The following is a 14,056-nucleotide window of genomic DNA, read 5'->3' on the forward strand; positions in this document are numbered from 1 at the left end:
GCTTTAGTTATTGCGGGAAGTGAAAGCCAATTAATTAGCCTTTGGAAAGTTTCTGATGATGCGACTAAAGATTTAATGGTTGCCTATTATGAACGCTTACAAAAAGGAGAAGGACGCAGTGAAGCTTTACGACAAATTCAATTAGGAATGCTCAAGGGTGAGAAGCAAAAACATCCTTTTTATTGGTCAAGTTTTATTCCTTCTGGTGATGCAACTTCGATGACATTTGACTGATGAAGGGTTAGGAGTTAAACTTAGTGGTAAAATTATTGGTATCACAAACAATTACTAGGAGGGTCACACAATGGCAACATTTACAGAAAACGACCTCAAAGAATTAAAAGACTTTATTGTAGGACAATTCAAAGAAGTTAATGACAAAATAGACAAGTCATCTGAACAACTTAATGGCAAAATAGACAGATTATCTGAACAACTTAATAGCAAAATAGACAAGCTATCTGAAGAAGTGAATAACTTAAGAGTTGACATAGCAAATATTAAAGAAGAATTAACAGGCGTGAATAAACGACTAGATAACTTGGAATTTACTAATCGAACCATCTTTGTTGCTATTGTTACTGCACTAATGGCAGGATTAGTTAAGTTATTTTTACCAAACCTTCCTACTAATCCTTAACTGTGATTCAAAAAGAAAACGGGTTTTTTGAAAAAACCCGTTTCCTGAAATCGAATTCAAAATAGGAAATAGCGTTGGGCCATGGGTAAAACCGTAGCCGGTTCACAGATTAATAATTCCCCGTCAGCACGCACCTCGTAGGTTTCGGGATTAACTTCCATGCGCGGTAAAGCGTCATTAAGCTTCATACTAGCCTTACTGATATTGCGCGTATTCGACACGGCTACGGCGGTTTTTTTCAGCTTTAACTTCTCAGGAATGCCCGCTTTCATAGCATATTTAGAAACAAATGTCAAGGAAGTTTTGGCGATCGCACCACCAAAAGAGGCAAACATGGGACGCATATAAACCGGTTGCGGTGTGGGAATACTGGCATTAGCATCGCCCATTTGCGCCCAGGCGATTAAACCGCCTTTCAGGACAATTTCCGGTTTTACGCCAAAAAATGCCGGTTTCCAGAGAACCAAATCGGCTAATTTGCCCACCTCGATGGAACCGACATAATCGGAGACACCATGGGTAATAGCAGGATTAATCGTATATTTAGCAATATATCGTCTTGCCCGCAGATTATCATTCTCTCCCGTTTCCCCGGTCAGTCTGCCTCGTTGTACCCGCATTTTGTGGGCAGTTTGCCAAGTGCGGATAATTACTTCTCCCACCCGTCCCATAGCTTGAGAATCGGAGGAAATGATGCTAAAAGCCCCTAAATCGTGGAGAATATCCTCGGCGGCAATAGTCTCTCGGCGGATGCGGGATTCGGCAAAAGCCACATCTTCGGGAATACTCCGGTCTAAATGATGACAAACCATCAACATATCGAGGTGTTCCTCTAAGGTATTCGTCGTATAGGGACGGGTGGGATTAGTAGAGGAGGGTAAAACGTTCATTTCCCCGCAAACCCTGATAATATCGGGAGCATGACCACCGCCGGCCCCTTCCGTGTGGTAGGTGTGAATGACGCGATTTTTAAAAGCGGCGATAGTGGCCTCAACAAAACCGGCTTCATTGAGAGTATCGGTATGAATCGCCACCTGCACATCGTACTTATCGGCCACGCTTAAACAGGTATCAATGGCTGCCGGAGTGGTTCCCCAATCTTCATGGAGTTTTAAGCCAATTACCCCCGCTTTTACCTGTTCCGCTAGTCCTTCCGGCTGACTGCTATTGCCTTTACCCAAAAAACCCAAATTCATCGGGAAAGCTTCGGCCGCCTCTAGCATTCGATAGATGTTCCATTCTCCCGGGGTGCAGGTGGTGGCATTAGTTCCCGTCGCAGGTCCGGTCCCGCCACCAATCATTGTGGTAATCCCCGACGCAATCGCTGTCTCAATTTGTTGGGGACAGATAAAATGAATATGGGCATCAATCCCCCCTGCTGTCAAAATCATCCCTTCCCCAGCTAATGCCTCGGTAGCAGGACCGATAATAATATCAACATTATCTTGAATGTGGGGATTGCCCGCTTTACCGATTTTATAAATTTTGCCGTCTTTAATGCCCACATCGGCTTTAACGATGCCCCACCAGTCGAGAATTAAGGCATTAGTAATCACCAAATCTACCGCCCCATCTTCCCTAGAAATGGGGGATTGGCCCATACCATCGCGAATTACTTTACCGCCGCCGAATTTTACCTCATCGCCGTAGGTGGTGAAATCTTTTTCGACTTCGATAAATAATTCCGTGTCTGCGAGGCGAACTTTATCTCCGACGGTGGGGCCGTAGGTTTCAGCATAGGTGCGGCGATCGATGCGATAATTCATAGGGGGAATTCTTGAAAATCGAGATCGATTATACGATCGATTTTCCGGCAATTATCGCTTTTTGGGGATTTTCTTCCATTTTTAATCTGGCTCGTTTTCGAGGATTTCTTTGGCTTTCAGTAAAGCTTGGTGATGTTCTTCGGTAACGGTGGGATATTTTAAACCAAGGGATTCGAGGGTGTGATAAATAACCGCCCCCACAGCTAAACGGGTAAACCATTTGCGATCAGCCGGGATAATATACCAGGGGGCCCACTCGGTACTGGTATGATTGAATACCTCCTCGTAGGCTTTCATGTAATCACCCCAAAAAGCTCTTTCTTTGACATCATTTTCAGAAAACTTCCAGTTTTTTTCAGGGCGATCAATTCTTTCTAAAAATCTTTTTTTCTGTTCTTCTTTAGAAACATTGAGAAAGAATTTCAGGACAATAACCCCATTGTTAACCAGATATTTTTCAAAATTATTAATCTCCTCAAAACGTCGATGCCAAACTTTCTTGGTTCTGTCTTCCGGGGGGAGTTTTTGCCGTTCCAATAAATTTTGATGGACGCGCACGACTAATAATTCTTCGTAGTAAGAACGATTAAAAATACCGATACGACCCCGCTCCGGTAAGGCTTTATAATATCGCCAGAGATAATCGTGATCTAGTTCTTCGGCCGAGGGAACTTTAAAGCTAAATACCTGACAGCCTTGGGGATTTAAACCCGACATAACGTGTCTAATCGTACCATCTTTACCCGCCGCATCCATGGCTTGCAGATTAATTAACAGGGCATAGGTATCCTGGGCATAGAGTTTATCTTGAAACTCGGCCATTTTTTCGATACCCTGTTGCAGCAGCAAAGTGGCATCCTCTTTGGTAATGTAGTCTGGCTTAAACCCGGGATCGTAGTCTTTGTGTAGAGAAATTTCTTTACCCGGTGGCACGATTAAGGATTGTAAAAATGCTTGGCGATCAATTTTGCTGACCATGCTCTTCTCCTTGATTGTTTTGACCCCTAAGATTACATTGTAGCACTTTTGCTCGGAAAATATCTAACTCTTGAACCGGCGAGTCAAGGATGAACTGGCAAAAGTATATTTAAATAGCTGTCAGTCCCTAAGCAAAATTAATTACACATCTAAGCTGTCAACCGTCTATCAGTTATCAGTTATCAGTTATCAGTTATCGGTAGGAAAATAGAATATTAAGTGAGCAGTATTACAGCAGTTATCTTAATGGTGAGGTGCGAAGTTTTCGTTTTGGGGAGTAGGTGGTCGATGTCAAAGTAGGTTACACTTTATCTTGATGAGAAACGCTGTAGATGTATTTTTACTGTAAAAAAAGGTTAATTGCATCAATAAGCTGCTTGAGTTGTTTAATCTTTTCAACTAGATGCAAATATATAAACTCATAATTTAGGAGACTAGCTATTTCTTCCACAGTCGTTTCGCTTTTATCATAGCTTCGTTGTATTAATTGATAAATACTGTCCAGCACTTGAATAGGATGTGGTATTTGTTCTACATCTAGGGCATTTAGATCGAAACCTAAATTGTCTAGAATAAACTTAGATGTTAAACAACTATCTATTTTAGTCAGAAAACTGTATTCACCTAAAAACCAAGCTTCGATTTCCATAATCACTAAAATCATCGAAATGGGAATTCCCTTGTTCTGAAGTAAAGGTTTTAAAAATCCTTTAATGCCATTTTCTACCTTAGTTCTATTTTCTAGAGTTTCGGGATATAAATCTCGTAAACCTAAAATTTTTTCATAACCATTATTAGTTAAACTATCATGTTGTTTTTTTATATCGGAAAGTACATGAAAATCACATCCGCAATCGTACAAAAGAATAAAGAAAGGAGCAACTTCGATAGAATTTGATTTTAGCGGTTCAATTTTGCGATTAGCTTTATCCCCGCGCACTTGATAAACTTCCACAGAAACTTTTTTGTATCCTGCAATTTCTTGAAGTAACCTGGTTATCAATATTCTTTCGGTCTGTCCTTCCACAAAAATCGCTAGTTTTTTCTTTGACATCAATCTATCACTTCCTCTGAATTAGGTTCCTGCAAGTAAAATTCACTAGCAAAAAAATCAAAGTTATTCAGTCCAATATGTTTAAACTGTTCAAATTGTTCGGGAGAATTAGAGTAATTATGTAATTTAGCGACTCCCGGTTGTCGTTCGATAACAGACCAATATTCAAGAGGAACACCGTTCATGATATTCTCATCGTTAGTGGTCATGATAAGTTGCACTAAGCCTGTTTTCGCCTTCTCAATTAAAAGTTTAATTATAGCTGAAGATCGTTGAAAATCCAAACCCTCCCCGATATCATCAATAATAATACAACTAGGCTGATCTGACAAAATAGCGTAATTAATCTGAATAAATAATGATAAAGCTCTGAACATTCCTTGAGATATTTCCCATTGTTCCGTGACAGACTTTAACCCATCTTCTTGCACATACAAAAACTTTGGTAAATTGTCCGAATCCTCGTCTGAATTTTCAAGAGGAGAAATATTAGAATTTAAAAAACTCGGTACTTTAGTTTCTATCTTTGTAATTTGATAACCGATTCTATTCATATCGTCAATAATTATTTGAGTGAATTCATGATGATGTTCTCGTTTTCCCAGCACAAATATTCCAACAACATGAGCACAATCTTTAGTATCTGTTTTAGCTTTTAATAATTCTGTTGTTGGCGGCAATTTAGCTAGGGTATCTTTTCCCAGTTGTGTTCCAAATTCATAGAATCTTAGAGAGCTAGACCATTTATAAATATCTTCCAAGAAAGGGTGTTGGATAGTATCTCTACGCTTAACTACTGCTAATTCTGTTTTAGGTGTTTGAAAGCGAATATACTGATTAAGTTCTTGGGCAAAAATTCTACCTTCTGCCGACTCATTTCTTTCTAAAAGTTGCTTGCTACCAATAATTAGCTTTTCTTGGAGAACTTCTCCATTTTCTGATTCTAGAAAATATTCTGTTTTACAATTTGTGGTGCAATCAAAAAATAAATGCCATGTATCCTTTCTAAAAGATGGATCAAATTTTTCACTTCCAGATAATAGTTCTGATAGCTTATATATACTTTTGACAATTCTTGATTTTCCACTGGCATTTTTACCAACGATTAAATTAATATTGCCTAACTGACATCCATCAATTCGCCATTCATTAGGTTCGCCTCGATTAGAAATATATTCAAATTGGTCTAATTTCATGATTTTAATCTCCTTGGTCACAAAAATCGTCAATAAGGTGAGCTTTTTATAGCTCACCCTCAACTTCATACTAACTCAAAACACCGGAAGGAATCCCTAAAATATCCTCAATTTTAGGTAAATCTTCTAGGGGAATTACCCGGCCTTCATCCTCAAAACCAGCGATTTCATTAAAGTTCAAATAGCGGTATAAATCGCTGGCAAAAGGATTAATTTTCTCGGTGACAATTGCCAGGTATTCCTCAACGGTGGGAATGCGTCCTAGCAGCGCACAAACCGCCGCTAATTCGGCGGAACCGAGATAGACTCGCGCATCTTTTCCCATGCGATTATTGAAGTTACGAGTCGAGGTAGAAAATACCGTCGCTCTGTCTTCAACCCGCGCTTGATTACCCATACAAAGGGAACATCCAGGCATCTCGGTACGGGCCCCAGAAGCGGCAAAAATGCCATACATTCCCTCATCGCGCAATTGTTTTTCATCCATGCGGGTGGGGGGACAAATCCACAGTTTAGCCTTAGCAACTCCTGCTCCTTCTAATATCTTAGCGGCGGCGCGATAATGACCGATATTAGTCATACAAGAACCGATGAACACCTCATCAATTGTATCCCCGGCGCATTCCGACATTAACTTGATATTATCGGGGTCATTGGGTGCGGCGACAATTGGTTCTTTAATCTCGTTTAAGTTGACGGTGATAATATCCGCATATTCGGCATCCTTATCCGCCTCCATCAGGACAGGATTAGCTAACCATTGTTCCATTTTTGCTACCCGACGTAGGATAGTTTTGGCATCACTATAACCCCGGGCCGCCATATTCTTTAACAGGGCCACATTAGAGCGCAAATATTCCGCCACTGTCTCGGTACTTAACTTAATCGTACAACCGGCACAGGAACGTTCCGCCGTGGCATCGGTTAACTCAAAAGCCTGTTCTAATTTCAAATCCGGCAGCCCTTCCATCTCCATAATGCGACCGTTAAAAACATTTTTTTTGTTCTGTTTTTCCACGGTTAATTTGCCTTCTTGGATGGCAACGTAGGGAATAGCATTAACAATATCGCGCAGAGTCACACCGGATTGTAATTCCCCCGTAAAACGCACTAAAACCGATTCCGGCATATCCAAAGGCATTACTCCCAAAGCGGCCGCAAATGCCACTAAACCCGACCCCGCAGGAAAGGAAATTCCCAGGGGAAAACGAGTATGAGAATCGCCTCCAGTCCCCACCGTATCCGGCAATAACATCCGATTTAACCAGGAGTGAATAATGCCATCTCCTGGACGTAAAGCCACCCCACCCCGGGTAGAGAAAAAGTCTGGTAATTGGTGATGAGTTTGAATATCAACCGGTTTGGGATAGGCTGCCGTATGACAGAAACTCTGCATGACTAAATCGGCGCTAAAACCTAAACAGGCTAACTCTTTTAACTCGTCTCTGGTCATCGGACCGGTGGTATCCTGAGACCCTACCGTAGTCATAATTGGGTCACAGGAAGTACCCGGCCGCACCCCGGGTAAACCGCAAGCTTTGCCGACCATTTTTTGCGCTAGGGTGTAACCTTTACCCGTGTCACTAGGCATAGTTGGACGAGTAAATAGGGTACTAGCCTCAAGTCCCAAGGCGTGACGGGTTTTATCGGTGAGACTGCGACCGATTAATAGGGGAATACGACCACCGGCCCGCACTTCATCCAGAATTGTCTCAGGTTTGAGGCTAAAGGTGCTAATAGTTGCGCCCGCTTCGTTGGTGATTTTGCCTTCGTAGGGATAGATTTTAATCACATCCCCCGTGTTCATTTGGCTAACATCGCATTCAAGCGGTAAAGCACCGGAATCTTCAGCAGTATTAAAGAAGATAGGGGCGATTTTACTGCCTAAAATATAGCCACCAGCACGTTTATTAGGCACAAAGGGAATATCATCGCCAATATGCCAGAGAACCGAGTTAATCGCCGATTTTCGGCTGGAACCAGTCCCGACCACATCCCCCACATAGGCGACCGGATGGCCTAATTTTTTCAATTCGGCAATGGTTTCTAAGGACCCGGGTTGACGGGTTTCTAACATTACCAAGGCATGAAGGGGAATATCAGGCCGGGTGGTGGCATGGGGAGCGGGAGATAGGTCATCTGTATTGGTTTCTCCTGGGACTTTGAAGACGGTGACGGTAATTTCTTTAGCAAGTTTCGGTTTAGCGATAAACCAAGCGCCATTGGCCCAAGCATCGATAACCTGTTTAGCATAGGGATTGGTGTCGGATAATTCCAAAACCTCGTTAAATGCGTCGAATACCAGCAGGGTTTTACTTAAAGCACTGGCAGCGGCAGCGGCGATATTAATATCTCTGGATTTCAGCAGTTCAATCAGAGAATGAACGTTATAACCACCTACCATGGTTCCCAGTAAGCTAACCGCACCCTGAGCGGAGATAACGCTAGATTTTATTTCACCTTTGGCAATTCCTGTTAAAAACCCCGCTTTAACGTAGGCCGCTTCATCAACTCCGGGGGGAACACGGTCACGCAGCAGGGTCAGCAATTCTCCTTTGAGTTCTTCGGACGGATTTTTGAGTATTTCGCATAATTCCGCCGTTTGTTGAGCGTTGAGGGGAAGGGGAGGGATACCTAATTTCGCTCGGTCGGCAACGTGCTGATGATACGCTTCTAACATAGGTCTATTGTCTCCTAGTCTTCACTTGTGACGGTTTCTTCCTAGGTTACTGGATTTTTGCTAGTCTCTGAATTTCTAGGTTAACGAGAGATGACTTTGCTGTTTGACTTCCATAAAATGAGAAAATAGCGATCGATTGACTATATTGAGGCGTAGATAATGGCTATCACCGATTCTGATCTAGATTTAGCACAATATATCGACCATTCTCTCCTCATCCCCACCGCCACCAGGGAACAATTAGAGGCTTACTGTCAACAGGCTGATCAATATCATTTTCCCACCGTCTGCGTTTATCCCGCCGCCGTTAAGCAAGCGGTGCAGTTACTCCACGGCAAAAAAACTTTAGTTTCTACCGTGATTGGTTTTCCCGCAGGGGCCACTACCTCCGCAGTTAAACGTTATGAGGCTTTAGAAGCCGTAGATAATGGTGCCAAGGAGTTAGATGTGGTTATTAATCTCGGTTGGCTAAAAGATGGGAAATCTGAGCAATTATTCCAAGAAATTGCTAGTATTTGTCAGGAAACCGGCCAGACGGTAAAAGCGATTCTGGAAACCTCGCAACTGACGGACACCGAGAAACGTTTAGCGGCGGAGATTTGCATGGATGCAGGAGTGAGTTATCTAAAAACCAGTACCGGCTGGTTTGGAGGTGCAACGGTTAGCGATGTCAAGTTTCTCAAGGAAATTAGCAAAGGCCGGGTAGGAATTAAAGCATCCGGCGGAATTCGCACCCTAGAACAAGCGATCGCTCTTATCCGGGCCGGGGCCACCCGTCTGGGAACTTCCCGTGGTGTCGATTTAGTCCGTCAGCAAAAAGCCGCTTTTGAGGAATAATACTAAATCCTGTTTAAAAGGTATAGGAAAGTGGGGTGTGGGGTGTAGGGTTGTGGGGTAGTGGGGTGTGGGGTGTAGGGTGTGGGGTGTAGGGTAGTGGGGTAGTGGGGTAGTGGGGTAGTGAGGTAGTGGGGTAGTGGGGTAGTGGGGTGTAGGGTAGTGGGGTGTGGGGAAGTGGGGAGAATAAATAAAAAATAATCTCCTGTCTCCTGAATCCTGTCTCCTGAATCCTGTCTCCTGAATCCTGTCTCCTGAATCCTGTCTCCTGAATCCTGTCTCCTGACAGCTAAAATGATGGCTGACATTCAATAAAAATAAGGGGGTTTATTTGCCGATAATTCGCTGTGGTAATCGAGAATTTAGAGATATTCAAGGGATTGTTTTTGATAAGGACGGTACGCTAGAGGATTCGCGAGCTTTCTGGTACGATCGAGCTATAGCCCGGATACAAGCCATTGAATCGCAAATCCCTGGTTTAGAGTCTTTATTAACTAAAACTTTCGGTATTGGGGCAAATAGTCTCAATCCTGCTGGTTTAATGGCAGTGGGCAGCCGCAGAGATAATCATATCGCCGCTGCCAGTTGTATTGCTTCCACCGGCCGGGATTGGTTAACGGCAATGGCGATCGCAAAAGCGGCCTTCCAAGCGGCCGATGAAAAGGTTCCCCCCCGCTTAAATCCCCTCTATCCCCACTGTTTAGAAGTAATTCGTTATCTGCACGCAGCCGGTTTACAATTGGCGATTCTTTCCTCCGATACCACAGCACGAGTGGAGCAATTTGTCAAGGAAAATCACCTATTAAATTATATTAAAATTGCCCAGGGCTGCGATCGAGGTTTAAGTAAACCCGATCCCCTATTATTGCAAGAAACCTGTCAAGCTTTGGGGACCGCAGTGGACAAAACCCTGATGGTGGGGGACACTAAGGCCGATTGGGAAATGGCTAAACAGGCAAAATCAGCAGCAGCGATCGCAATTAGTTGGCAACCGGAAAACCATCAAGATTTACAATTAGCTGATGTGGTCATTAGAGAACTTACTGCCATCTCGGTTATCAGTTATCAGTTATGATTTTAGCTGTTAGGAGACAGGATTCAGGATTCAGGATTCAGGATTCAGGAGTCAGGAGATTATTTTTTATTTATTCTCCCCACACCCCACACCCTACACCCTACACCCTACACCCCACACCCCACACCCTACACCCCACACCCCACACCCCACACCCCCATTCATAATTCATAATTCATAATTCCCTCTATGCTAACAATTGCCTTACCGAAGGGTGCTTTACTAAACGAAAGTATCCAAATATTTCAGAAAATTGGCTTAGATTTTAGTGCCTTTCTTGACTCAAAAAATCGCCAATTACAGATTACCGACCCCACTAACCAAGCGAAAGCCTTATTAGTCAGAGCCACAGATGTACCCGTTTATGTAGAATACGGTCAGGCACAATTAGGCATCGCCGGTTATGATGTTTTATTAGAAAAATCTCCCGATGTGGCTAATTTAATTGACCTAAAATTTGGTTACTGTCGGATGTCGGTAGCTGTCCCTGCTGATAGTCCCTATCAAAGTCCCTTAGATATTCCCCATCACGGTAAAGTCGCCTCAAAATTTGTCAATTGTGCTAAGGATTATTTTCGTCGTTTAGATATTCCCGTCGAGATTATACCTCTCTACGGTTCCGTAGAATTAGGCCCGATTACGGGGATGTCAGAAGCGATAGTTGACCTAGTTTCCACCGGTCGAACTTTACGCGAAAATGGTTTAGTAGAAATTGCCGAATTATTTGCTAGTAGCGCTCGATTAATCGCCCATCCCCTCAGCTATCGACTAAATCGCGATCAGATTTATAACTGGGTAGAAAAGCTCAGAGAAGCAACTACATCAATGGCAAAAGTTTAAGGAAAATATAGGTTAGTTTTGGGCAGTATTTCCCGCTAACCTAATTATTTTAAGAGTAAACCAATGAGCGCACCAGCAAGAATTAACCAAGTAGAATTAACCTGAAAACGTAGTAAAAGAATAGCGGAGATAAGAGATAGAATGATAGCCAATAAATTAAAAGGTAAATTACCGTAGGGTTGTAACCAAGTAGCTAGAGCTAAATTAAAAATTACTGCTACCATTAAAGCCACAGCACTGGCATTAATTGCGTCTAAAAAAGCACCCGCCCAAGCCGATTCTCTCAGCTTAGGAATAAGAGGATTAAGTAATAAAACAAAGATAAAAGAAGGAAAGAAAATCGCTAGAGTTGCCACAATTGCCCCCGATACTCCTAATATTTGATAACCGATAAAAGTGGCTGTGGATAATACCGGACCGGGGGTAAATTGACCCACAGCAATAGCATCTAATAATTGTTGCTGGGTTAACCATCCTCTCCCCTGCACTAAATCCCCTTCTAAAAAGGCAACTAACACATAACCACTACCAAATAAAACACTTCCCACCTTGAGGAAAAATAGCCCTAATCCTGTTAATGTCGGTGGGATGTTGCTAGGAGCAGCAACCGCCGTCGCACCGCCTATTCCTGCCACAATCAGGGGAAAAGTAGCGAATTTTTTTATGATAAACATCCCGATAATTCCGCCTAACAGTAAAGCGATAACTTCATTTAAACCTAAGATTAATAATCCGATAACTCCCAATCCGATGAACAGTAATTGACGGGTTTTCAGTGCCTTTTTGCCTAAGCGCCACAGTGCCTGAAAAATCACCGCAATTACTACCGGTTTAATGCCGGCAAAAATCGGAGCCACATCGGGTAAAGTCCCGTAGGTAGTATAAATCCAAGCTAGAAAACCCGTAATTAACACCGCAGGAGTGATAAAACAAACCCCCGTGATTATTAAACCCGCTAAACCACCAAAAATATAACCGATATGAATGGCCATTTCCGTGGAATTAGGACCAGGAATCAGATTAGTGGCCCCCACCAAATCGAGAAATCGCTCCTTAGTCATCCAACCGCGACGCTTAACCACTTCTTCCTCCATTAAAGCGATATGGGCAGCCGGACCACCAAAACCGATAATGCCGATTTTGAGAAATAAAAGGGCAAGTTGTGAGAGATTGGGAGGCGATGAAGTCAGCATTTTCTGATTACCAATAGTTTTTCTAGAATCAAGTTTATATCCAAAATAATAAGCCTAAGCTAAATTCTTGGCTAGATTTCGTCAATTCCAAAATCCCATAATTGCAAAAGTGTTTTACACAAACTCAATCATAAGTATTTAATACTACCGTTCAAGTAAATTTGATACAAAAAAAGTTAAGAAAACTTTATAAATAATATTGATTAATTTGTCTATAATGAACCCCATTAATACCAACTGAAACCCATCACCACCCCCCTTATTAAGGTAGGCAAGGGGGGATCAAACCTTATTAAGGGGGGATTAATTAGAACCCCTTAGTCAACAAACCATAAACAACAATCAATTATCACAATCGATTATTATCTATACCAAAGAAACTCTATGGACAGCTTGCCGCCCAAGACTAACCAGTTTTCAGATACTCAAGAGCCGGCAGCGAGTCCATCTCAGCGCCAAGCAGTGCCGGTCAATTATGAGTACAGCCTCAATCTGCCGGAATTACTCAACCAGCTTGACCTCTCAGTGTTGATTTCCACCTACCAAGCGGGACGAGTGGCCAGCATTGGCACTTATCAAGGACAAATACGGGTGAGTTTCGCCCATTTTGAGCAAGCAATGGGTTTAACCCGAACCGCTACCGGAATTGCTGTGGGCGCTCGTCAGGCAATTTGGCATTTACCCGCCAATCGAGAGATTGCCCCCCAGATTAAACCAGAAGGGGAACAGGATATCGCCTTTTTGGCCCGCTCCTCTCACCTCACCGGCCCGATTATGGGTCATGATTTGGCCTTTGGCAGTAATCGCCTTTGGGTGGTCAATACCCTGTTTAACTGTCTGGCAACCATCGAAGGAAATTGGAGTTTTCTCCCCCAGTGGAAACCGCCCTTTATTACCGAGTTGGTCCCCGGGGACCGATGTCACCTCAATGGCTTGGCTATGGCTGAAAATAGCGGCACTCCCACTTATGTGACGGCATTGGGGGAAACCAACGAGGAAAGCCTCTGGCGAGAGAATAAAGCACAGGGCGGATGCCTGATTGATGTGGCTAGGGGAGAGGTGATTTTGCGGGGTTTAGCTATGCCCCATTCTCCCCGTCTTTACCAGGGTAATCTCTATTTCCTCAATTCCGGTTATGGAACCTTGAACTGTTGGCATCCCCAAACTGGCAGCACGGAAATCATCGCCGAATTGCCCGGTTTTACCCGGGGTTTGGACTGTTGGGAAGGTCACGCCTTTGTCGGGTTGTCCCAAATTCGGGAAACGGCGATTTTTGGCGGTTTACCCCTGGATGAGCGGCGTAATCAATTGCAGTGCGGGTTGGCTATTGTCAACCTAGCTACCAGTCAACTGGTGGCAACTTTTTGGTTCAATAGCGGCGTGGAGGAGGTTTTCGCTGTCACTCTGCTGCCGGGCTACCGCAACCCAGGGCTAATTGGACCGGATACCGACCTCGACGGCACTCAATCCGTCTGGATGGTGCCTTCTTTGCCAGCTTAATTGTTTAATTTTTACTCTTTATTGAGGAAAAAATCATGTCAACTCCTTTTGTAGTTAAGGATATCTGGCCCGGTTTCTATAGCTCCCCTGGTGGGCTGACGGCATTATATAGTTTTACCAATAAATGTTAGAACAAAGATGTAGATGTAGGTTGCTCTCATGGGAAGTTTTGTGACGACAAGTAGCATTGATGATATTTATGGGGAATAATAGATTTAGATGAGTGCCTAACTTTCCAATTGGTAGTGACTTGCCATGAAACAACCAACCGCCAATTATGATGAACCCTGGAAAGAAGCA

Annotated in this window: 14 protein-coding genes; 7 read left to right on the forward strand and 7 right to left on the reverse strand. The window is 43.2% G+C overall.

From position 1 onward, the window contains the following. Together O9300_RS08490 and O9300_RS08495 are read left to right on the forward strand one after the other, a co-directional pair. Positions 1–234: CHAT domain-containing protein (locus O9300_RS08490; protein ID WP_287971242.1), on the forward strand; the 234-nt coding region annotated here is incomplete at its 5' end. Positions 235–304: 70 nt separating this feature from the next. After that, positions 305–640 carry an LPP leucine zipper domain-containing protein gene (locus O9300_RS08495; protein WP_287971244.1) on the forward strand — a complete coding sequence of 112 codons (336 nt, stop codon included), beginning with the start codon at positions 305–307 and terminating at the stop codon, positions 638–640. Positions 641–696: 56 nt separating this feature from the next. Here the strand turns inward: O9300_RS08495 and ureC are convergent, their stop codons facing one another. From ureC to acnB, 5 genes are all read right to left on the reverse strand, one after another. Beyond that, entirely contained in the window at positions 697–2,406 is a 1,710-nt protein-coding gene (gene ureC / locus O9300_RS08500; protein ID WP_002735350.1) for an urease subunit alpha, read from the reverse strand. Positions 2,407–2,487: 81 nt separating this feature from the next. After that, positions 2,488–3,384, reverse strand: coding sequence for a polyphosphate kinase 2 family protein (locus O9300_RS08505; protein ID WP_147068871.1), 897 nt, complete (start codon positions 3,382–3,384; stop codon positions 2,488–2,490). 340 nt (positions 3,385–3,724) lie between these two features. Next, complete coding sequence (locus O9300_RS08510; RefSeq protein ID WP_287971246.1) at positions 3,725–4,438, reverse strand: TOPRIM nucleotidyl transferase/hydrolase domain-containing protein; 714 nt, start codon at positions 4,436–4,438, stop codon at positions 3,725–3,727. Beyond that, positions 4,438–5,634, reverse strand: a complete 1,197-nt coding sequence (locus tag O9300_RS08515) for an AAA family ATPase (RefSeq protein ID WP_287971247.1) — start codon at positions 5,632–5,634, stop codon at positions 4,438–4,440. Before O9300_RS08515 ends, O9300_RS08510 begins: the two co-directional genes overlap by 1 nt. A 70-nt stretch (positions 5,635–5,704) precedes the next feature. Next, the gene (acnB, locus tag O9300_RS08520) at positions 5,705–8,314 is read right to left on the reverse strand and encodes a bifunctional aconitate hydratase 2/2-methylisocitrate dehydratase (RefSeq protein ID WP_287971248.1); all 2,610 of its coding nucleotides are present in this window, start codon (positions 8,312–8,314) and stop codon (positions 5,705–5,707) included. A gap of 159 nt (positions 8,315–8,473) precedes the next feature. On the opposite strand from acnB, the gene deoC reads away from it, so the two are divergent. After that, complete coding sequence (gene deoC / locus O9300_RS08525; protein ID WP_287233552.1) at positions 8,474–9,151, forward strand: deoxyribose-phosphate aldolase; 678 nt, start codon at positions 8,474–8,476, stop codon at positions 9,149–9,151. Between the two features lie 2 nt (positions 9,152–9,153). On the opposite strand, the gene O9300_RS08530 is transcribed toward deoC, so the two are convergent. After that, positions 9,154–9,456 (reverse strand): hypothetical protein, encoded by a 303-nt coding sequence (locus O9300_RS08530; RefSeq protein ID WP_287971249.1) that lies wholly within the window; start codon positions 9,454–9,456, stop codon positions 9,154–9,156. A gap of 23 nt (positions 9,457–9,479) precedes the next feature. On the opposite strand from O9300_RS08530, the gene O9300_RS08535 reads away from it, so the two are divergent. The 3 genes from O9300_RS08535 to hisG are packed head-to-tail and all read left to right on the forward strand — an operon-like array spanning position 9,480 to position 11,063. Next, positions 9,480–10,223, forward strand: a complete 744-nt coding sequence (locus tag O9300_RS08535; protein WP_287971250.1) for an HAD family hydrolase — start codon at positions 9,480–9,482, stop codon at positions 10,221–10,223. Beyond that, positions 10,220–10,390 carry a hypothetical protein gene (locus tag O9300_RS08540; RefSeq protein ID WP_287971251.1) on the forward strand — a complete coding sequence of 57 codons (171 nt, stop codon included), beginning with the start codon at positions 10,220–10,222 and terminating at the stop codon, positions 10,388–10,390. Before O9300_RS08535 ends, O9300_RS08540 begins: the two co-directional genes overlap by 4 nt. A 22-nt stretch (positions 10,391–10,412) precedes the next feature. Next, positions 10,413–11,063 carry an ATP phosphoribosyltransferase gene (gene hisG / locus O9300_RS08545; RefSeq protein WP_287971252.1) on the forward strand — a complete coding sequence of 217 codons (651 nt, stop codon included), beginning with the start codon at positions 10,413–10,415 and terminating at the stop codon, positions 11,061–11,063. 44 nt (positions 11,064–11,107) lie between these two features. On the opposite strand, the gene chrA is transcribed toward hisG, so the two are convergent. Further along, a complete protein-coding gene (gene chrA, locus O9300_RS08550) occupies positions 11,108–12,256 on the reverse strand; it encodes a chromate efflux transporter (RefSeq protein WP_287971253.1) in 1,149 nt (382 codons plus the stop codon). A gap of 384 nt (positions 12,257–12,640) precedes the next feature. Here chrA and O9300_RS08555 point away from each other — a divergent pair, with 384 nt between their 5' ends. After that, positions 12,641–13,756, forward strand: coding sequence for a TIGR03032 family protein (locus O9300_RS08555; RefSeq protein WP_287971254.1), 1,116 nt, complete (start codon positions 12,641–12,643; stop codon positions 13,754–13,756). The last annotated feature ends 300 nt before the right edge of the window (positions 13,757–14,056 follow it).

Origin of the sequence: Microcystis sp. LE19-195.1E (assembly GCF_027532095.1) — a bacterium.
Classification (GTDB): domain Bacteria; phylum Cyanobacteriota; class Cyanobacteriia; order Cyanobacteriales; family Microcystaceae; genus Microcystis; species Microcystis aeruginosa.

What these genes read in the sequence shown, in the direction of transcription:
- O9300_RS08495 (WP_287971244.1), top strand. Translation starts at nt 305, where the DNA reads ATGGCAACATTTACAGAAAACGACCTCAAAGAATTAAAAGACTTTATT.
- ureC (WP_002735350.1), bottom strand. Translation starts at nt 2,406, where the DNA reads ATGAATTATCGCATCGATCGCCGCACCTATGCTGAAACCTACGGCCCC.
- O9300_RS08505 (WP_147068871.1), bottom strand. Translation starts at nt 3,384, where the DNA reads ATGGTCAGCAAAATTGATCGCCAAGCATTTTTACAATCCTTAATCGTG.
- O9300_RS08510 (WP_287971246.1), bottom strand. Translation starts at nt 4,438, where the DNA reads ATGTCAAAGAAAAAACTAGCGATTTTTGTGGAAGGACAGACCGAAAGA.
- O9300_RS08515 (WP_287971247.1), bottom strand. Translation starts at nt 5,634, where the DNA reads ATGAAATTAGACCAATTTGAATATATTTCTAATCGAGGCGAACCTAAT.
- acnB (WP_287971248.1), bottom strand. Translation starts at nt 8,314, where the DNA reads ATGTTAGAAGCGTATCATCAGCACGTTGCCGACCGAGCGAAATTAGGT.
- deoC (WP_287233552.1), top strand. Translation starts at nt 8,474, where the DNA reads ATGGCTATCACCGATTCTGATCTAGATTTAGCACAATATATCGACCAT.
- O9300_RS08530 (WP_287971249.1), bottom strand. Translation starts at nt 9,456, where the DNA reads ATGTCAGCCATCATTTTAGCTGTCAGGAGACAGGATTCAGGAGACAGG.
- O9300_RS08540 (WP_287971251.1), top strand. Translation starts at nt 10,220, where the DNA reads ATGATTTTAGCTGTTAGGAGACAGGATTCAGGATTCAGGATTCAGGAT.
- hisG (WP_287971252.1), top strand. Translation starts at nt 10,413, where the DNA reads ATGCTAACAATTGCCTTACCGAAGGGTGCTTTACTAAACGAAAGTATC.
- chrA (WP_287971253.1), bottom strand. Translation starts at nt 12,256, where the DNA reads ATGCTGACTTCATCGCCTCCCAATCTCTCACAACTTGCCCTTTTATTT.
- O9300_RS08555 (WP_287971254.1), top strand. Translation starts at nt 12,641, where the DNA reads ATGGACAGCTTGCCGCCCAAGACTAACCAGTTTTCAGATACTCAAGAG.